This is a genomic window from Klebsiella electrica (assembly GCF_006711645.1).
Classification (GTDB): domain Bacteria; phylum Pseudomonadota; class Gammaproteobacteria; order Enterobacterales; family Enterobacteriaceae; genus Klebsiella; species Klebsiella electrica.
Genome location: NZ_CP041247.1, coordinates 4,374,780 through 4,393,473 on the forward strand (window position 1 = coordinate 4,374,780; position 18,694 = coordinate 4,393,473).

Below are 18,694 nucleotides of genomic sequence, written 5' to 3' on the forward strand. Positions count from 1 at the left end.
ACAGCCACGCCAGCGCTTAACCGGCGCGGGTAACCGCCTCAGGCACTGCGGACTGCCGCCTTGTGCAACCTGAATGAATCCGGATAACAGTCTATAAATTAAGCAAGCTGAGCGGCTAGCTGGATAGAAATCGCCATGCTCTCAGACTTAGCTTTACCTGTCCAGGCAATATCAAACGCGGTGCCATGATCCGCTGAGGTGCGGATAAACGGCAGCCCGGCGGTGATATTAACGCCATCATAGAAGCCAAGCAGCTTCAACGGAATATGCCCCTGGTCGTGATACATCGCCACCACCATATCGTACTGCCCTTCCCAGGCCTGCAGAAAGACGGTATCCGGCGGGCAAGGGCCATAAACGGCCACGCCCTGCTGCTGCATCTGCGCAATCGCCGGGCCGACAATGTTGATCTCCTCATCGCCAAAAAGACCGTTTTCACCAGCATGAGGATTAACGCCGGCGACCGCGATACGCGGGGAACTGACCCCCACGCGCCGTAAGAAAGTGTCGGCAAGCGAGATAACCGTTTTAATACGCTCGTCGTTCAGCGTATCGAGGAACTTACGCAGCGCAATATGCGTCGAAACGTGTATGACCTTCAGCTTGTCGGTATACAGCACCATCGCATAATCACGGCTGTCCGTCAGGCGGGCCAGCAGTTCAGTATGGCCCGGATACATGTGCCCCGCCAGATGAAGCGCCTCTTTATTCAGCGGCGCGGTCGCAATGGCGGAAACCTCTCCCGCCAGCGCCATTTCGGTGGCCCGCTTAACGCAGCGGTACGCCAGATCGCCAGCCTGAGCCTGCACCTTTCCCGGTATAAGCCTGGCCGGGTCTTTCAGCGGTTCGTCAATGACGTTAACGATCCCCGGCGCAAAGCGCGCCTGGGAAACCTGCTTGATCGGACGTAATTCTACGGGCGGCGTGACGCCGGACGCCTGCAGACGCTGTAGCGTCTGTAAACATCCCACCACCACTGCCGGCGTGCCGGAAAGCGCGCCTTCGGCCAGAGATTTGATAATGATTTCGGGCCCGATGCCTGCCGGGTCGCCCATCGTGACGGCAATTACGTTATTTGTCACTATACAGCTCCTCAATAAAATAAAGTGCATCCCGAAGCGTGGCTTCGCCGCCAAATCCACCGGCTTTGGTGATCACCGGTAGATCGTCAATTTCGCTGTTCACCAGCGTTCCGCAGGGCACGCAGGGCGCCACTTCGCTGGCGATACGATAACCTTCAGCCCCGAGCGCTCTCGCCACGGCGATGGCAATATCTCCGCCCGTGAGGAACAGCCCTCCGATTTGCGCCCGGTTGATGACGGCGAGCGTAATACCGCCTAGTGCTGAGCTAATGCAGTCTCCTAGCTGCTGGCGTGAAAGCTGGTAGCGTTCGCACAGCGTCTCAATCATCCCGCGCGCATCGGCGTCGCGGCAGGTTCTCAGCACACAATGCTGACGGTCGCGCAAAATAGCGCTGGCCTGGCGGACTATCTTTTCCTTTATGCTATCGCTGTCCGTTTGTAGCAGCGCCTCAACATCAATATCGACAATCCCCAGCGCCCTCTCTTTCGCCGCAAACACAATCTGCTGCCGGGTTGCCTCACTCATCGAACCGGCAACCACCAGCACCGGCAGCTGCAGCCGTGAACTGAGGTAACACTCTGCCGGCAGCGCGTTAGCAAAACCCGCCGCGCCAACGAGTAAGTAACGCTGGTTAAGCCCGGCCACCGCCTGCGCCAGCAGAGCCAAATCGCCATCGTTTTCGGCATCAACGACCACAATCCCGCCGTCGCTCTCGCCGATACGCTGGAGTTCGGCGCCTGAGCCACCGCCACGTACCGTCGCCAGATCCAGCTCATAAACCGGACAGGTGGTCTGTAATTCAAGCAATGTCTTGATATGGGAAGAGATAATCGGTGTTTTGGGATCGCTGGCAAATTCTGTTTCGACGAGCGGTACGCCATGCACCAGACACTGCCCGTTCCTCGTCACCCGGCCCGCCGCGGGAATCGCTGCCGCCACGATGGCCAGCCTGGCACCACTGGCCTGCATTGCCGCCTCGACCTCCGCGCCGACGTTACCGCGGAACGTCGAATCTATCTTTTTGTATACCAGCGGTGGATTGTCCCGCTCGCAAAACCAGGGCGCGACGACCGCGCCCACCTTCTCTGCCGCCTGAGCCGGCTCCAACGCCCTGCTTTCGGTATTTATCACCAGCACATCAGCCTGACGTGACGCTTGCTGCCGCTCATTGAACATGACCTCAGTACGCGCGCCCTTTTTGGCCAGCTGGACTCCTGTATCATTTGCTCCGGTAAAATCATCTGCGATAACAATCATCTTCATTATGGTTTCTCCCCGAGGACTACCTTCGCCTGCTGCTGGTTACGTTTCGCCACCCACGACGTCAGCGCTGGCGTTAAGAGGGCGGTCACAATCACCGACGTGGCCACCAGCGGCGTTGCCACCGCCACGATCTCGCCCAGCGCGGGATCCGCCTGGGCAATGGCCATCGGCGTGGCAACGGCGTTACCCGCGGTGCTGGAAGCCGCTGCACCGGCAATACCAGTGCCGCCCAGCAGACGATCGACTTTAATATTGAAGAAACCGCCTACCAGAGTGGTCAGCACGCCCAGCAGGATCCCGGCAAGCCCGCCCTTCAGCAGCATGGACAGGTCGATTCCGGCGCCTAGCGCAAAAGCAAAGAACGGGATCAGCAGCGGGCCGCCTTTCGTGAGGAATTCACGCATCTGCACATCCAGATTGCCGAGCAGCATGCCGATAAGCATGGGGATCAGCACCACCACGATCGACATCAGCGGAATATTAGCCATACCCGCCGCGCCCAGAGCGATCATCGTCAGTATCGGGCCATCGCTCAGCGACATCAGCGGCGTAGCCCCCACCTCATTCTCGCTGCCAAACTCGCCGGCCAGTGCGGCATACAGGCCGCCATTCGTGTTGCTCATCGCGGCAATAATGGCGACGGAGGAGAGCCCCCACAGACCGTCGACGCCAAAAAACGTCTCGACGGTAAATCCAAGCGCCACCGCCACAACAAATTTAGTGAAGGTAATACCGCCGCCAATCAACAGAGATTTAGGGGCGGCTTTTATATGGATACCCGCCCCCATGCAGAGTAAAAACGCCCCGATAAGCGGCGCGGCGCCGTTCTTAAATAATGCCGTGGTAAAGCCCCCTACCTGCAGCGCCTCGGGGGCGAAAGTATTGAGCATAGCCCCCAGCACAAGCGGGACGACCATCATCCCTCCCGGGATTTTTTCTATTGTCGCTTTAATTTTCACATCGCCCTCCTGGTTGATTTAATGCAATCACAAATGATTACAATAAATCAAATAAAAGAAAAATAAGGCTCAGATCGCAGTTCCAGGCCAATATTAAGCCGTTTAATGATTATTTGATTAAATGTAATCAAGAAGGGTAGTGCGGGCAGCGCCTGAAAGAGCGCTGCCGGGGAGTTAGCAGTCTTGTAAGAAGCGACGGTAGGCGGCAACGACCTGTAAAAAATCCTCAACGCCGCACAAAGAGAGGCTTTCTTCGTCGTAGTAGCTCATGCCCTCTTCTATTTCATCACCTGAAATCTCCAGCTGGTTAGCGCGAATCATCACCTCTTCGCCATCCAGCCATAGCGTGTATTCATGTCCGGCACGCTGCCAGGAACGCTCGCTGCCTTGTACGGTACGCGCGGCCTGTTCCACTTCGTCCAGTAGGGCGAGGTTATCTTTCACCTCTTCGTTAAACCAGTGCCCTACCACCTCGTGGCCCATCGACATTCGCACCTTTACCACTCCGGTAATATCGCGCAGAAATTCGTAATCCATAGTGTCTTCCTCTGCAAGGGCAATGCGTCACCGCTACATTGTACCCATAGGGTAATTATCGCAGTACCGGGGAAGAAAAAAAGCCGGGCGGATGAAGGATTGGAAATAAAAATGCCCGGTGATGCAATGTTCACCGGGCACAGGAGAGTTTACAGGCAATTCGTCAGGCGAGCTGACGCCTGACCTTAGACCGCCGTCTGGAAAATAACCCCATCAGCTTTATCGGTATACTGTTCCAGCTGGTTGAAGTTCAGGTAGCGATAGGTGTCCGCCGCGGTCTCATCCACCTGCGCGACGAAGGTCTGGTACTCTTCCGGCGTCGGCAGTTTGCCGAGCAGAGAAGCGACCGCAGCCAGTTCCGCAGAGGCCAGATAAACGTTAGCGCCGGTCCCTAAACGGTTCGGGAAGTTACGGGTCGAAGTGGACACCACCGTCGCACCGTCCGCCACGCGCGCCTGGTTACCCATACACAGGGAACAGCCAGGGATTTCGATACGCGCACCGCTCTTACCAAACACGCTGTAGTAGCCTTCTTCCGTCAGCTGCGCCGCATCCATACGGGTTGGCGGAGCCACCCACAGACGAGTCGGCAGCTGGCCTTTATGGCTGTCCAGCAGTTTACCCGCCGCACGGAAGTGACCGATGTTGGTCATGCAGGAACCGATGAACACTTCATCGATCTTCTCACCCTGCACGTCGGACAGCAGACGCGCATCGTCCGGATCGTTCGGCGCACACAGAATAGGCTCTTTGATATCCGCCAGATCGATGTCGATCACCGCCGCGTATTCCGCGTCAGCGTCGGCTTCCAGCAACTGCGGATCCGCCAGCCATTTTTCCATCCCCTGGATACGACGTTCCAGGGTACGACGATCGCCGTAGCCTTCTGCAATCATCCACTTCAGCAGGACGATGTTGGAGTTGAGATACTCAACGATCGGCTCCTGATTCAGCTTAATGGTACAGCCGGCAGCAGAACGTTCTGCGGAAGCATCGGTCAGCTCAAACGCCTGCTCCACCTTCAAATCCGGCAGACCTTCGATTTCCAGGATGCGGCCAGAGAAGATGTTTTTCTTCCCTTTCTTCTCAACGGTCAGCAGCCCCTGCTTAATCGCGTACAGCGGGATCGCATGGACCAGATCGCGCAGGGTGATCCCCGGCTGCATCTTGCCTTTGAAGCGAACCAGCACGGATTCCGGCATATCCAGCGGCATCACGCCGGTCGCGGCGGCAAACGCCACCAGACCAGAGCCCGCCGGGAAAGAGATACCAATCGGGAAACGGGTATGGGAGTCACCGCCGGTACCGACGGTATCCGGCAACAGCATACGGTTCAGCCACGAGTGGATAACGCCATCGCCCGGACGCAGGGAAACACCGCCACGGTTCATAATGAAGTCTGGCAGCGTATGGTGAGTGGTGACGTCAACCGGCTTCGGATAGGCCGCAGTGTGACAGAAGGACTGCATCACCAGGTCGGCGGAGAAACCAAGGCACGCCAGGTCTTTCAGTTCATCACGGGTCATCGGACCGGTGGTGTCCTGGGAGCCCACGGAAGTCATCTTCGGTTCGCAGTAAGCGCCCGGACGGATACCGGCTACGCCGCACGCACGGCCGACCATTTTCTGCGCCAGCGAGTAACCACGGCTGCTTTCTGCCACGTCTTTTGCCTGACGGAAGACGTCGCTGTGCGGCAGACCCAGCGCTTCACGCGCTTTGGTGGTCAGGCCGCGACCGATGATCAGCGGAATACGACCGCCGGCGCGGACTTCATCTACCAGCACATCGGTTTTCAGCCCGAAGCTTGCCAGCAGTTCGTTGGTTTCGTGGTTACGCACTTCGCCTTTGAACGGGTAAACGTCAATCACGTCGCCCATATTCAGGTTGTTCACGTCCACTTCAATTGGCAGCGCGCCCGCATCTTCCATGGTATTGAAGAAAATCGGTGCGATTTTGCCGCCCAGGCACAGGCCGCCGCCGCGCTTGTTCGGCACGTTCGGAATATCGTCGCCCATAAACCACAGCACCGAGTTGGTGGCGGATTTACGCGAAGAACCGGTACCCACCACGTCACCGACGTAGGCCAGCGGGAAACCTTTTTGCTGAAGCGCTTCAATTTGCTTGATCGGGCCTACGGAACCCGGCTGATCCGGTTCGATACCTTCGCGGGCATTTTTCAGCATCGCCAGCGCGTGCAGCGGGATATCCGGGCGGGACCAGGCATCCGGCGCCGGAGAGAGATCATCGGTGTTGGTTTCGCCGGTCACTTTGAAGACGGTGACGGTGATTTTCTCAGCCAGCGGCGGACGGTTCAGGAACCACTCGGCGTCAGCCCACGATTTCATCACCTGTTTAGCGTACTCGTTACCCGCTTTGGCTTTCTCTTCGACGTCGTAGAAGTTATCGAACATCAGCAGGGTATGGGACAGCGCTTTGGCGGCGATCGGCGCCAGTTTAGCCTCGTCCAGCGCATCAATCAGCGGGTGAATGTTGTAACCGCCCTGCATGGTGCCCAGCAGTTCAACGGCTTTTTCAGGGGTAACCAGTGGGGAGGTTGCTTCGCCTTTGGCGACAGCGGCAAGGAATCCGGCTTTAACATAGGCGGCTTCGTCGACGCCCGGCGGTACACGGTTGATTAACAGGTCTAACAGGAATTCTTCTTCACCCGCAGGCGGGTTCTTCAGCAGTTCTACCAGCGCGGCCATTTGGGTTGCATCTAAGGGTTTGGCAACAATCCCAACGGCTGCACGCTCAGCTACGTGCTTACGGTATTCTTCTAGCACGACGGTTCTCCTCGCTCTCATTGTAAAATGCGGTAGGCGATTCTCTTCACGCTCCTGTGAGACAGCAGTTTGTAGGGTAAATGCCCGATACCGCGTCGGCAGCATAGCAGGATTTCGGCGAGGTGTTAATCTGTTTACAAAAAAGCAACATTAAAATTTAGCTGAATCGTTAAGGGCAGGATTTTACAGGCTTTAGGTACATTTCCCGGGATATAAATTTCAGGCCGCTGCCGACGGCTGACCAGGATTCCGGCAAAAATCAGCCACTTCATCCCCTCGTACGGCTGGCACGCCCTTGCAGGAGAAAAGGCATAAAAACATGCCCGACGCCTCGTCCTGCGCCGGACATCTGAGACGCTGAGAAACAGTGTTTAGCCCTGATGCGGCATCAGCTGCGGATAGCCGCTGAAGGCCGGCTTGCTGCTGCTTAATGCCGCCTCATCCTGGTGAATACTGCCAGAGTTCGCCGCCCACACGCCTTCCGGGGTTTTGCTGATCGCCTGATGCTGTGCATTCAGGTTCTGCCCCATGGCGGCGATATGGGTATTTTCCGTGCCGCCGCTGTTGTCGGCCCACGGAATGGCAGGATCTGCGGCGCAAGCCGCCCCGGAAGCCAGGGTGGCGGCTAACAGGGCTGTTGTTAAAACGAGTTTCATGACGCACCTCACCATATAGTTAACCACCTATAAGTTTATGACGTAATTATTACCAGGGTATCTATAAGGTGTAGCGATTTATTAACGCAGACACAGTTCTGAACATCGGGCATAAAAAAAGCGGCTCTCAGAGCCGCTTTTGCATTTTGCCGGAAAGAAAAACTTACTTTTTCTTCGCTTTCGGGTTCGGCAGATCGGTGATGCTACCTTCGAAGACTTCTGCCGCCAGGCCAACGGACTCGTGCAGAGTCGGGTGGGCGTGGATGGTCAGCGCGATGTCTTCTGCGTCACAACCCATTTCGATAGCCAGACCGATTTCACCCAGCAGCTCGCCGCCGTTGGTGCCGACAATCGCGCCGCCGATAACACGGTGGCTCTCTTTGTCGAAGATCAGTTTGGTCATACCGTCTGCGCAATCAGAAGCGATCGCACGGCCAGAGGCTGCCCACGGGAAGGTGGCAGTTTCGTAGCTGATGCCTTTTTCTTTCGCTTCTTTCTCGGTCAGACCAACCCAGGCAACTTCTGGCTCGGTGTAGGCGATGGACGGGATCACTTTCGGGTCGAAGTAGTGCTTCAGACCGGAGATAACTTCGGCGGCAACGTGACCTTCGTGAACGCCTTTGTGCGCCAGCATCGGCTGACCGACGATATCGCCGATAGCGAAGATGTGCGGCACGTTGGTACGCAGCTGCTTGTCAACGCGGATAAAGCCGCGCTCGTCAACTTCAACGCCCGCTTTGCCTGCGTCGAGGTTTTTACCGTTCGGTACGCGGCCGATAGCCACCAGCACCGCGTCATAACGCTGCGCTTCCGCCGGGGCTTTTTTGCCTTCCATGGAAACATAGATACCGTCTTCTTTTGCTTCAACGGCAGTCACTTTGGTTTCCAGCATCAGGTTGAATTTCTTGCTGATGCGTTTGGTGAAGACTTTCACCACGTCTTTGTCGGCAGCCGGGATAACCTGGTCGAACATCTCAACCACATCGATCTCTGAACCCAGCGCATGGTACACGGTACCCATTTCCAGACCGATGATACCGCCACCCATAACCAGCATACGCTTCGGTACGGATTTCAGCTCCAGCGCATCGGTGGAATCCCATACGCGCGGATCTTCGTGCGGAATGAACGGCAGCTGAATCGGACGGGAACCCGCCGCGATGATCGCATTGTCGAAGTTAATCACGGTCTTACCGTTCTCGCCTTCCACTTCCAGGGTGTTAGCACCGGTGAATTTACCCAGGCCGTTAACCACCTTCACTTTACGACCTTTGGCCATGCCAGCCAGACCACCGGTCAGCTGAGTGATGACTTTTTCTTTCCAGGTGCGGATCTTGTCAATGTCGGTTTTCGGTTCGCCGAAAACGATGCCGTGCTCGGCCAGCGCTTTCGCTTCTTCGATAACTTTAGCAACGTGCAGCAGCGCTTTAGAAGGGATACAGCCGACGTTCAGGCAAACACCGCCGAGGGTGCTGTAACGTTCTACGATGACGGTCTCCAGACCTAAATCAGCGCAACGGAAGGCAGCAGAATAGCCTGCAGGACCTGCCCCAAGTACCACGACCTGAGTTTTAATTTCAGTACTCATCATGACCTCTGTAGTTTGTATCCGGCGGGTCTGACGCTATTGTTATACACTTCATCCTTCAAGCCGCCTCTGCGTTGGCTGCGCTCGCTCACCCCGGTCACGTACCGCTTGTACGCTCCAGGGATTCACTCCCTTGCCGCCTTGACGCAACTCGAATTATTTTGTGTAAATTACGCCCATGTCCACCGGGACGTTCTATCCGCCTGCATTTTACAAAATTGTTAACAATTTTGAAACAACAAACGGCAAACGATTTTGTCCTTTGTTGCTGATAACCCCGAAACGAAAACAAGATTACCAGAAAAAAGCCGGCCGTCAGGCCGGCTTTTCGCTTACATCACCAGGCGGCGAATATCGCTCAGCATGTTGTTGATGATGGTGATAAAGCGCGCACCATCAGCACCATCGATCACGCGGTGGTCGAAGGACAGAGAGATAGGCATCATCAGACGCGGTACAAACTCTTTACCATTCCACACCGGTTCCATCGCGGATTTAGACACCCCGAGGATGGCCACTTCCGGCGCGTTGACAATCGGCGCGAAGTGGGTTGTCCCCAGGCCGCCGATGCTGGAGATGGTGAAGCAACCGCCCTGCATTTCGCCAGCCGTCAGCTTACCATCACGCGCTTTCTTAGAGATAACCGTCAGTTCGCGAGACAGCTCGGTAATGCTCTTCTTGTTCACATCTTTAAAGACCGGAACAACCAGACCATTCGGCGTATCAACCGCCACACCGATGTTGATGTATTTCTTCAGCGTCAGACGCTGTGCATCTTCGGACAGCGAGCTGTTGAAGCGCGGCATCTGCTCAAGCGCAGCGGCAACGGCTTTCATGATGAAGACCACCGGGGTGAATTTCACGTCCAGTTTGCGCTTCTCAGCTTCAGCATTCTGCTGCTTACGGAAGGCTTCCAGATCGGTGATATCGGTTTTATCGAAGTGCGTAACGTGCGGGATCATCACCCAGTTACGGCTCAGGTTCGCACCAGAGATTTTCTGGATACGGCCCAGCTCAACTTCTTCCACTTCACCAAACTTGCTGAAGTCCACTTTCGGCCACGGCAGCATACCCGGCAGACCACCACCGGCGGCAGCGGCAGGCGCTGCTTCGGCGCGTTTCACCGCCTCTTTCACGTAAGCCTGAACGTCTTCGCGCAGGATGCGGCCTTTACGACCGGAACCTTTCACTTTCGCCAGGTTCACACCGAATTCGCGCGCCAGGCGACGAATCAGCGGGGTCGCGTGGACGTAAGCGTCGTTTTCTGTGAACTCAGATTTGCCTTCCGCTTTCGCCGCAGGGGCAGCGGCTGGTTTAGCCTTCTCCGCCGGTGCAGCAGCAGGTGCCGGTGCAGCGGCCTGAGCCGGAGCGGCGGCAGGCGCAGCGCCTTCCACTTCGAAGACCATAATCAGAGAACCGGTAGAGACTTTATCGCCGGTGCTGATTTTGATTTCTTTTACCGTACCCGCGAACGGCGCCGGGACTTCCATGGAAGCCTTGTCGCCTTCAACGGTGATCAGTGACTGTTCAGCGGCAACTTTATCGCCCACTTTCACCATCACTTCGGTCACTTCGACTTCATCACCACCGATGTCCGGAACATGAACGTCTTTCGCGCCAGCAGCAGCGGCTGGTGCCGCGGCGGCGGCCGGAGCCGCAGCCTGGGCCGGAGCCGCAGCTGGTGCTGCGCCCGCCACTTCGAAGACCATGATCAGCGACCCGGTAGAAACTTTGTCGCCGGTGTTGATTTTGATCTCTTTCACGGTGCCCGCGAACGGCGCCGGAACTTCCATAGAAGCTTTATCGCCTTCTACGGTGATCAGGGACTGTTCAGCGGCAACGGTGTCGCCCACTTTGACCATGATCTCGGTGACTTCAACTTCGTCGCCGCCGATGTCCGGTACGTGAACGTCTTTTGCCGCCGCTGCAGCAGGTGCTGCTGCCGGAGCGACTTCTTTCTTCTCTTCTGCCTTAGCAGGTGCAGCAGCTGCTGCACCGTCGGCGGAATCGAAAATCATGATCAGTTTGCCGGTCTCGGTTTTATCGCCAACAGAGACTTTGATCTCTTTAACGATGCCTGCCTGAGGAGACGGCACTTCCATAGAGGCTTTGTCGCCTTCTACGGTGATCAGCGACTGTTCAGCTTCAACCTTGTCGCCCACTTTGACCAGGATCTCGGTGATTTCAACTTCATCAGCCCCGATGTCCGGTACTTTGATTTCGATAGCCATTATTCTTTTACCTCTTACGCCAGACGCGGGTTAACTTTTTCTGCATCGATGTTGAATTTGATGATGGCATCCGCCACCACTTTCTTATCGATTTCGCCACGTTTAGCCAGTTCGCCCAGTGCTGCTACCACCACATAAGAAGCATCGACTTCGAAGTGGTGACGCAGGTTTTCACGGCTGTCGGAACGACCGAAGCCATCAGTACCCAGCACGCGGTAGTCGTCAGCCGGTACATAAGTACGGACCTGCTCGGCGAACAGTTTCATATAGTCGGTTGATGCTACAGCCGGAGCGTCGTTCATCACCTGAGCGATGTATGGAACGCGCGGAGTTTCCAGCGGGTGCAGCATGTTCCAGCGCTCACAGTCCTGACCGTCACGGGCCAGTTCGGTGAAGGAGGTGACGGAGTACACGTCAGAGCCCACGCCGTAGTCGTTCGCCAGGATCTGCGCTGCTTCACGAACGTGACGCAGGATAGAACCTGAGCCCAGCAGCTGAACTTTACCTTTGCTACCTGCAACGGTTTCGAGTTTATAGATACCTTTACGGATACCTTCCTCGGCACCTGCTGGCATGGCCGGCATGTGGTAGTTTTCGTTCAGCGTGGTGATGTAGTAGTAAACGTTCTCTTGTTTCTCACCGTACATGCGCTCCAGACCATCGTGCATGATGACCGCAACTTCATACGCGTAAGACGGATCGTAAGAGATACAGTTCGGAATAGTCAGAGACTGAATATGGCTGTGACCATCTTCGTGCTGCAGACCTTCGCCGTTCAGCGTGGTACGACCGGAAGTCCCGCCGACCAGGAAGCCGCGAGCCTGTTGGTCGCCAGCCTGCCAGCACAGGTCGCCGATACGCTGGAACCCGAACATGGAGTAGTAGATGTAGAACGGGATCATCGGCAGGTTGTTGGTGCTGTAAGAGGTCGCAGCAGCCAGCCAGGATGCGCCGGCACCCAGTTCGTTGATCCCTTCCTGCAGGATCTGACCTTTTTCGTCTTCTTTGTAGTAAGCAACCTGCTCACGGTCCTGCGGGGTGTACTGCTGGCCGTTCGGGCTGTAAATACCAATCTGACGGAACAGGCCTTCCATACCAAAGGTACGCGCTTCATCGGCGATGATCGGCACGAGGCGGTCTTTGATGGACTTGTTCTTCAGCATCACGTTCAGGGCACGAACGAACGCGATAGTGGTAGAAATTTCTTTGTTCTGCTCTTCCAGCAGCGGCGCGAAATCTTCGAGGGTCGGCAGCTCCAGCTTCTCATCGAAGTGCGGCTGACGGCTCGGCAGATAGCCGTGCAGTTTTTCACGCTGGGCGTGCAGATAGGTGTACTCTTCGGAACCTTCCGGGAAGGTCAGGTAAGACAGGTTTTCAACCTGCTCATCGGTTACCGGAACATTGAAGCGGTCGCGGATATGACGCACGCCGTCCATGTTCATTTTCTTCACCTGGTGAGCGATGTTTTTACCTTCAGCGGTATCGCCCATGCCATACCCTTTAATGGTATGTGCCAGGATAACGGTCGCTTTACCTTTGGTGTCCTGCGCTTTTTTCAGTGCCGCAAAGACTTTCTTCGGATCGTGGCCACCGCGGTTCAGCGCCCAGATCTGCTCGTCAGTCCAGTCAGCGACCAGCGCGGCAGTTTCCGGATATTTACCGAAGAAGTGCTCGCGAACGTACGCGCCATCTTTGGATTTGAAGGTCTGGTAGTCGCCGTCAACGGTTTCGTTCATCAGCTGAATCAGCTTGCCGCTGGTGTCTTTACGCAGCAGCTCATCCCAACGACCGCCCCAGATAACCTTGATAACGTTCCAGCCGGCACCGGCGAAGATACCTTCCAGCTCGTTAATGATTTTGCCGTTACCGGTGACCGGGCCGTCCAGACGCTGCAGGTTGCAGTTGATGACGAAGACCAGGTTATCCAGTTTTTCACGGGTCGCGATGGTGATAGCGCCTTTAGATTCCGGCTCGTCCATCTCGCCGTCGCCCAGGAAGGCGTAAACGGTTTGTTTAGAGGTGTCTTTCAGACCACGGTGTTCCAGATACTTGAGGAACTTAGCCTGGTAGATAGCACCGATTGGGCCCAGACCCATGGAAACGGTCGGGAACTGCCAGAATTCCGGCATCAGTTTCGGGTGCGGGTAAGAGGACAGACCGTTACCGTGAACTTCCTGACGGAAGTTGTTCATCTGCTCTTCAGTCAGACGACCTTCCAGGAACGCACGTGCGTATACGCCCGGAGAGATGTGGCCCTGGAAGTAAACCAGGTCGCCGCCATCCTGCTCGTTGCGCGCACGGAAGAAGTGGTTAAAGCACACTTCATAGAACGTTGCGGAGGACTGGAAAGAAGCCATGTGGCCGCCCAGCTCCAGATCTTTTTTCGATGCGCGCAGAACGGTCATGATGGCGTTCCAACGAATCGCAGAACGAATTCGACGTTCCAGATCCAGATTCCCCGGATATTCCGGTTCGTCTTCAACGGCAATAGTGTTGACGTAACTGCCTGTAGATGTGCCAGCAGCAACCTTCACCCCGCCTTTGCGGGCTTCAGAAAGGAGTTGGTCAATCAGATACTGAGCACGCTCAACACCTTCTTCACGGATGACCGATTCGATCGCCTGTAGCCAGTCGCGAGTTTCGATCGGATCCACGTCATTTGGTAAACGTTCTGACATGGGGGGTATTCCTTATCTATCTAATCGTTGATTAATCTGGAACCTGTCCCATTGCACTCTTTGTTCTTCATATTTCAGGTTATCTCTTTGTTGGCTGCGCTTCCTCACCCCGGTCACATAGTTAGCTATGCTCCCGGGGATTCACGCGCTTGCCGCCGCGATATAACCCGAACTATTTGAACAACCAAAAGCACAATAAGACAGGTTCTGCGTTTAGTTGCCGCGCTCTAAAAATGGCGCTTAAGAACCGGAGTTCTCATCTTTCCGTTGCTGTAAACGACGCAGTGAGCGTTCTCGACGACTCTCCTCACGGCTACGATCCAGCAAAATTTCCTCAATGAACGCCAGGTGTCGATGCGACGCTTCGCGCGCCTGCTCCGGCTCTCCGGCGATTATCGCCTCGAAAATACGAGTACGATGATTGCTGACCTGCGGGAGCATCTCCCGACGGGCGTACAACAATTCGAAGTTCTGACGAACGTTTTGCGCGAGCATCGGCTCCATGCAGCGTAGCAGATGGAGCAGCACGACATTGTGCGCCGCTTCGGTGACGGCAATTTGATACTGGACGACGGCGTCAGATTCGGCGTCAAGGTCGCCGGACTGCTGGGCCCGTTCGATAGCCTGATGCAGCTCGCGAATACGTTCGCGGTCAGCATCATTGCTGCGCAGCGCCGCGTAATAAGCCGCGATGCCTTCCAGCGCGTGACGGGTTTCCAGCAGATCAAATTGGGATTCAGGGTGATCGGACAGTAGCTCGACCAGCGGATCGCTGAAGCTCTGCCATAGGCTGCTTTGCACAAAAGTTCCACCGCCCTGGCGACGGAGCAACAGGCCCTTGGCTTCGAGGCGTTGAATCGCCTCACGCAGCGAGGGACGGGAAACGTCGAACTGTTTGGCCAGTTCGCGTTCAGGCGGGAGTTTTTCACCGGGGCGTAAGGTCCCCTCAAGGATTAAAAACTCAAGCTGCTGCTCTATCACATCAGATAGTTTTGGTTGGCGGATTTTGCTGTAGGCCATATTCCCTGTCTCTGCCATTAGCCCGTAGTCAATTGGTCTTACCAATTCGCAGTTCGTAGCGCTAAAGTAACAAAGTATTCACCTTCTGTCCATACAGGTTTTGATTGAAATCAGGAAACCACGCACATTTTAACAACCTTACAGAAATAACATTTCAGAATTGTAACTTCACACAAATGATGTGTTTACCCCATAAGAGGTAGCGTTAACGTTTATGAAACGAAAAACTAAACCATCTGAACCGATTCAACTGCGACAAATTCGATTTTTAATTCACAAAATATGATTAGTTAATCAAAAGGAATTACTCCCCCTCTTCAGAGCATTATTTACAAATGGTTTCTTTTTGCTCGCTTCGTCATCACCCCCTTCATAAAGCAGGTGCATTCACTCGCGCTTATCACTATTCTCGATGAGACGAAAGGCTTTTTGGTATTTTTATGTTTCGCCTTGCGTAAAGAAATCAATACGAAAACGGAATTTCGCAATGACACCACACAACAATATGTAAGCTGAATCAATCAGGGCAGAGCTGACCAGAACGCCCCTGAATTTAGATAGCTATGCTATCTGGCAGGGACAGACAACGAAGCAGTAGCCTGAAGGACGACGCGTATAAACATAATAACCACACACGAGGTTTCATGATGGAAGGTCAACAGCATGGCGATCGGCTCAAGCGCGGCCTGAAAAACCGCCATATTCAGCTTATTGCTCTGGGCGGCGCTATCGGCACCGGCCTGTTCCTGGGCAGTGCATCCGTTATCCAGTCCGCCGGCCCCGGGATTATTCTGGGCTATGCGATCGCCGGTTTTATCGCCTTCCTGATCATGCGTCAGCTGGGTGAGATGGTCGTAGAAGAGCCGGTGGCTGGTTCATTCAGTCATTTTGCGTATAAATACTGGGGCGGTTTTGCCGGCTTTGCTTCCGGTTGGAACTACTGGGTGCTGTACGTTCTGGTGGCCATGGCCGAGCTGACCGCCGTCGGGAAATATATTCAGTTCTGGTGGCCCGAGATCCCAACCTGGGTGTCCGCTGCGGTGTTCTTTATTGCCATCAATGCCATCAACCTGAGCAACGTGAAAGTGTTTGGTGAAATGGAGTTCTGGTTCGCCATTATCAAAGTGGTGGCCGTTGTGGCGATGATTCTCTTTGGCGGCTGGCTGCTGTTCAGCGGCAACGGCGGCCCACAGGCAACCGTTCGCAACCTGTGGGACCAGGGGGGATTCCTGCCGCATGGCTTCACCGGACTGGTGATGATGATGGCGATTATCATGTTCTCGTTTGGCGGTCTGGAGCTGGTCGGGATCACTGCCGCTGAAGCGGATAACCCGGAACAGAGCATCCCGAAAGCCACCAACCAGGTTATCTACCGTATCCTGATTTTCTATGTAGGCTCGCTCGCCGTCCTGCTTTCACTGCTGCCGTGGACGCGCGTTACCGCGGATACCAGCCCGTTCGTACTCATCTTCCACGAGCTGGGTGATACCTTTGTGGCCAACGCCCTGAACGTGGTGGTGCTGACCGCTGCACTGTCCGTGTATAACAGCTGCGTCTACTGCAACAGCCGCATGTTGTTCGGTCTGGCCCAGCAGGGGAACGCCCCGAAAGCGCTGATGAGCGTCGATAAGCGCGGCGTGCCGGTCAACACCATTATGGTCTCCGCCGTGGTCACCGCGCTGTGCGTCCTGATTAACTACTTTGCACCGGAGTCGGCGTTTGGCCTGCTGATGGCTCTGGTGGTCTCCGCGCTGGTGATTAACTGGGCGATGATTAGCCTCGCGCATATGAAGTTCCGTCGCGCAAAACAGCAGCAGGGCGTGGTTTCGCGTTTCCCGGCGCTGTTCTACCCGGTCGGCAACTGGGTGTGCCTGCTGTTCATGGTGGCGGTACTGGTGATTATGCTGATGACGCCGGGCATGGCGATTTCCGTGTACCTGATCCCGGTCTGGATTGCGGTTCTCGGCATTGGCTATCTGTTTAAACAGAAAAGCGCTGGCGCACTAAAAGCGCAATAATCCCTCTCTACACGCTGTGCCCGTCCCGTGATGGCGGGCACAGCGCATTGTTATCGGGTTCACGCCTTCCCTTCCCGGTAGTTTTAGCCATTTCGTCATTCTGATACGGCGACGCCTTTGTTGCCGATTCCGTTCACCCCGGAACGGGTCTAAATCAGCAGAGCCCGTATTTCACACCGGCGATGAGAACCGTCAGTAGGGTCCCGGCCACAGCGGTTTACGCAAACGCCGGTAGGGGAAGAGGTATGGGTCTATCGTGCCCGGAACGATACCGGGATTGAGGGGGGTCTGCGGTACTATCTCATCGCCACATGCGGTTCAAACGGGTTCGCAGGCAAGAAAACGGGATGCCTGACTCCGGCATCCCGTCCGCCGATACCTCTTGATTCCCCCTGCCCGACAGCGGGTGGAGCTTAAACCAGGGTACCGTAAATGGTGAGTAGCGCCATGATAACGACCACCACCAGCGATGTTTTTTTGGCCATTGAGACCGCTGCTTTAGGCGTCTCGACCTTATCCACATGCGGTTCACGCGCCAGCGAAAACTGCGCCAGTCGGGTCAGAACCTGGTACTGCGACGAGTGGCGATCGCCCAACGAAGCAAACCAGGCCGGCAGCGCTTTTTCACCGTGCCCGACCAGCGCATACACCACGCCGACCAGACGCACCGGCAGCCAGTCCACCACGTGCAGAATGGCATCAATCCCCGACTGTAAGCGATGGCGCGGCGTTTGATAACGCGCCAGCCACGTCTGCCAGGCGCGCAGCACACAGTAACCGATCAACGTAATGGGTCCCCATGACCCGCCAACCACAAACCAGAACAGCGGAGCCAGATAGTAGCGGTAGTTAATCCACAGCAGCGCATTTTGCAATTCGCTCAGAAACTCGCGATCGTCACAGCCGGGCGGCACGCCGTGAATCAGCGTCAGCTCGCTGGCCATCGCATCGCAGGCATGACGATCGTTGCGCGATGCCGCTTTCAGGTACGCATGATAGTGCAGCCGTACCCTGCCCGCGCCAATACACAGCAGACCGAGCAAGATCCAGAACACCAGCAGCGGGACGTTAAACAGCACCCCGTGCAGCACGCGCTGAATAAGATAGACCACCGCCATTGCCAGCGCCGTCATCAGCAGCGTCGCAGGGAGTGAAAAGTGTTTTACCCGGCGAAACAGCACTTCCAGACGGTGATCGAGCTGCCAGTGCTCACCCAACTTAAACAGCCGCTCGGCGATGAGAACCAGCAGCGTAGTAAACAACGTCATGGCATCTCCTTTTCTGACGAAGCGGCCAGCAGGCCGCGGAATTTTGCCCAGTCAAAAGCCGGACCGGGATCCGTTTTTCGCACTGGCGCAATATCGCTGTGGCCAGTCATATGGTTGGCGATGGCCGGGTACAACGCGATCAGCTGCCGCGTTACGGCCACCAGCTGCTGGTACTGGGCATCGGTATAGGCCAGCGTGTCGGTTCCTTCCAGCTCAATGCCGATAGAGAAGTCATTGCAGCGTTCACGTCCGTGATAGCTGGAGACGCCCGCGTGCCACGCTCGCTTATCAAAGGGAACATACTGCACAATTTCGCCATCGCGACGAATCAGACAATGCGCTGAAACGCGCAGGTGCGCGATTTCCGCAAAGAAAGGATGAGCGTTGGGATCAAGCGTTCCGGTGAATAAAGCATCGACCCACGGGCCGCCAAATTCCCCCGGCGGCAGACTAATATTATGCACCACCAGTAAGGAAGGGGCTTCATCATCCGGGCGGCAATCATGGTGCGGCGAAGGAACCCGACGCGCATCCACCAGCCATCCCCCATTCAACTGCATGCGGAATCTCCTTTCGCTAACTCATGCTCCCGGGCCGCCCGTGGCCCAAA

General features: G+C 55.8%; 13 protein-coding genes. 1 reads left to right on the top strand and 12 read right to left on the bottom strand.

The window, feature by feature from the left end; translation table 11 throughout:
- Positions 1 to 98 precede the first annotated feature (98 nt).
- From Electrica_RS20925 to pdhR, 10 genes are all read right to left on the bottom strand, one after another.
- On the bottom strand, positions 99 to 1,112 hold the full coding sequence (locus Electrica_RS20925) for a D-threonate 4-phosphate dehydrogenase (protein ID WP_141965315.1): 1,014 nt from the start codon (positions 1,110 to 1,112) through the stop codon (positions 99 to 101).
- Positions 1,072 to 2,346 carry a D-threonate kinase gene (dtnK, locus tag Electrica_RS20930; protein WP_141965316.1) on the bottom strand — a complete coding sequence of 425 codons (1,275 nt, stop codon included), beginning with the start codon at positions 2,344 to 2,346 and terminating at the stop codon, positions 1,072 to 1,074. The genes Electrica_RS20925 and dtnK overlap by 41 nt, the downstream gene beginning before the upstream one ends.
- On the bottom strand, positions 2,346 to 3,305 hold the full coding sequence (locus tag Electrica_RS20935; protein WP_100682536.1) for a 2-keto-3-deoxygluconate permease: 960 nt from the start codon (positions 3,303 to 3,305) through the stop codon (positions 2,346 to 2,348). The genes dtnK and Electrica_RS20935 overlap by 1 nt, the downstream gene beginning before the upstream one ends.
- A 174-nt stretch (positions 3,306 to 3,479) precedes the next feature.
- Positions 3,480 to 3,842, bottom strand: a complete 363-nt coding sequence (gene yacL / locus Electrica_RS20940) for a protein YacL (RefSeq protein ID WP_141965317.1) — start codon at positions 3,840 to 3,842, stop codon at positions 3,480 to 3,482.
- Positions 3,843 to 4,027: 185 nt separating this feature from the next.
- Positions 4,028 to 6,625: a bifunctional aconitate hydratase 2/2-methylisocitrate dehydratase gene (gene acnB, locus Electrica_RS20945; protein ID WP_141965318.1), complete on the bottom strand. Its 2,598-nt coding sequence runs from the start codon at positions 6,623 to 6,625 to the stop codon at positions 4,028 to 4,030.
- A 371-nt stretch (positions 6,626 to 6,996) separates the two neighbouring features.
- On the bottom strand, positions 6,997 to 7,281 hold the full coding sequence (locus Electrica_RS20950; RefSeq protein WP_100682539.1) for a hypothetical protein: 285 nt from the start codon (positions 7,279 to 7,281) through the stop codon (positions 6,997 to 6,999).
- A 163-nt stretch (positions 7,282 to 7,444) separates the two neighbouring features.
- Positions 7,445 to 8,869 carry a dihydrolipoyl dehydrogenase gene (gene lpdA / locus Electrica_RS20955; protein WP_100682540.1) on the bottom strand — a complete coding sequence of 475 codons (1,425 nt, stop codon included), beginning with the start codon at positions 8,867 to 8,869 and terminating at the stop codon, positions 7,445 to 7,447.
- Positions 8,870 to 9,201: 332 nt separating this feature from the next.
- Positions 9,202 to 11,100 (bottom strand): pyruvate dehydrogenase complex dihydrolipoyllysine-residue acetyltransferase, encoded by a 1,899-nt coding sequence (gene aceF / locus Electrica_RS20965; RefSeq protein WP_141965319.1) that lies wholly within the window; start codon positions 11,098 to 11,100, stop codon positions 9,202 to 9,204.
- A 14-nt stretch (positions 11,101 to 11,114) separates the two neighbouring features.
- Positions 11,115 to 13,778, bottom strand: a complete 2,664-nt coding sequence (gene aceE, locus Electrica_RS20970) for a pyruvate dehydrogenase (acetyl-transferring), homodimeric type (protein WP_131049244.1) — start codon at positions 13,776 to 13,778, stop codon at positions 11,115 to 11,117.
- Between the two features lie 240 nt (positions 13,779 to 14,018).
- Complete coding sequence (gene pdhR, locus Electrica_RS20975; protein ID WP_004857919.1) at positions 14,019 to 14,798, bottom strand: pyruvate dehydrogenase complex transcriptional repressor PdhR; 780 nt, start codon at positions 14,796 to 14,798, stop codon at positions 14,019 to 14,021.
- 644 nt (positions 14,799 to 15,442) lie between these two features.
- Between pdhR and aroP the strand changes: the two genes are divergently transcribed.
- Positions 15,443 to 16,816: an aromatic amino acid transporter AroP gene (aroP, locus tag Electrica_RS20980; protein WP_160702312.1), complete on the top strand. Its 1,374-nt coding sequence runs from the start codon at positions 15,443 to 15,445 to the stop codon at positions 16,814 to 16,816.
- 413 nt (positions 16,817 to 17,229) lie between these two features.
- On the opposite strand, the gene ampE is transcribed toward aroP, so the two are convergent.
- Positions 17,230 to 18,084 (bottom strand): beta-lactamase regulator AmpE, encoded by an 855-nt coding sequence (ampE, locus tag Electrica_RS20990; protein ID WP_100682546.1) that lies wholly within the window; start codon positions 18,082 to 18,084, stop codon positions 17,230 to 17,232.
- Positions 18,081 to 18,644: a 1,6-anhydro-N-acetylmuramyl-L-alanine amidase AmpD gene (gene ampD / locus Electrica_RS20995; RefSeq protein ID WP_141965320.1), complete on the bottom strand. Its 564-nt coding sequence runs from the start codon at positions 18,642 to 18,644 to the stop codon at positions 18,081 to 18,083. The genes ampE and ampD overlap by 4 nt, the downstream gene beginning before the upstream one ends.
- Positions 18,645 to 18,694 lie beyond the last annotated feature (50 nt).

Bases quoted from the DNA above. Each gene is read 5' to 3' on its own strand.
- Electrica_RS20925 (WP_141965315.1), bottom strand. From the start codon at position 1,112: ATGCACTTTATTTTATTGAGGAGCTGTATAGTGACAAATAACGTAATT.
- dtnK (WP_141965316.1), bottom strand. From the start codon at position 2,346: ATGAAGATGATTGTTATCGCAGATGATTTTACCGGAGCAAATGATACA.
- yacL (WP_141965317.1), bottom strand. From the start codon at position 3,842: ATGGATTACGAATTTCTGCGCGATATTACCGGAGTGGTAAAGGTGCGA.
- Electrica_RS20950 (WP_100682539.1), bottom strand. From the start codon at position 7,281: ATGAAACTCGTTTTAACAACAGCCCTGTTAGCCGCCACCCTGGCTTCC.
- lpdA (WP_100682540.1), bottom strand. From the start codon at position 8,869: ATGAGTACTGAAATTAAAACTCAGGTCGTGGTACTTGGGGCAGGTCCT.
- aceF (WP_141965319.1), bottom strand. From the start codon at position 11,100: ATGGCTATCGAAATCAAAGTACCGGACATCGGGGCTGATGAAGTTGAA.
- aceE (WP_131049244.1), bottom strand. From the start codon at position 13,778: ATGTCAGAACGTTTACCAAATGACGTGGATCCGATCGAAACTCGCGAC.
- pdhR (WP_004857919.1), bottom strand. From the start codon at position 14,798: ATGGCCTACAGCAAAATCCGCCAACCAAAACTATCTGATGTGATAGAG.
- aroP (WP_160702312.1), top strand. From the start codon at position 15,443: ATGATGGAAGGTCAACAGCATGGCGATCGGCTCAAGCGCGGCCTGAAA.
- ampE (WP_100682546.1), bottom strand. From the start codon at position 18,084: ATGACGTTGTTTACTACGCTGCTGGTTCTCATCGCCGAGCGGCTGTTT.
- ampD (WP_141965320.1), bottom strand. From the start codon at position 18,644: ATGCAGTTGAATGGGGGATGGCTGGTGGATGCGCGTCGGGTTCCTTCG.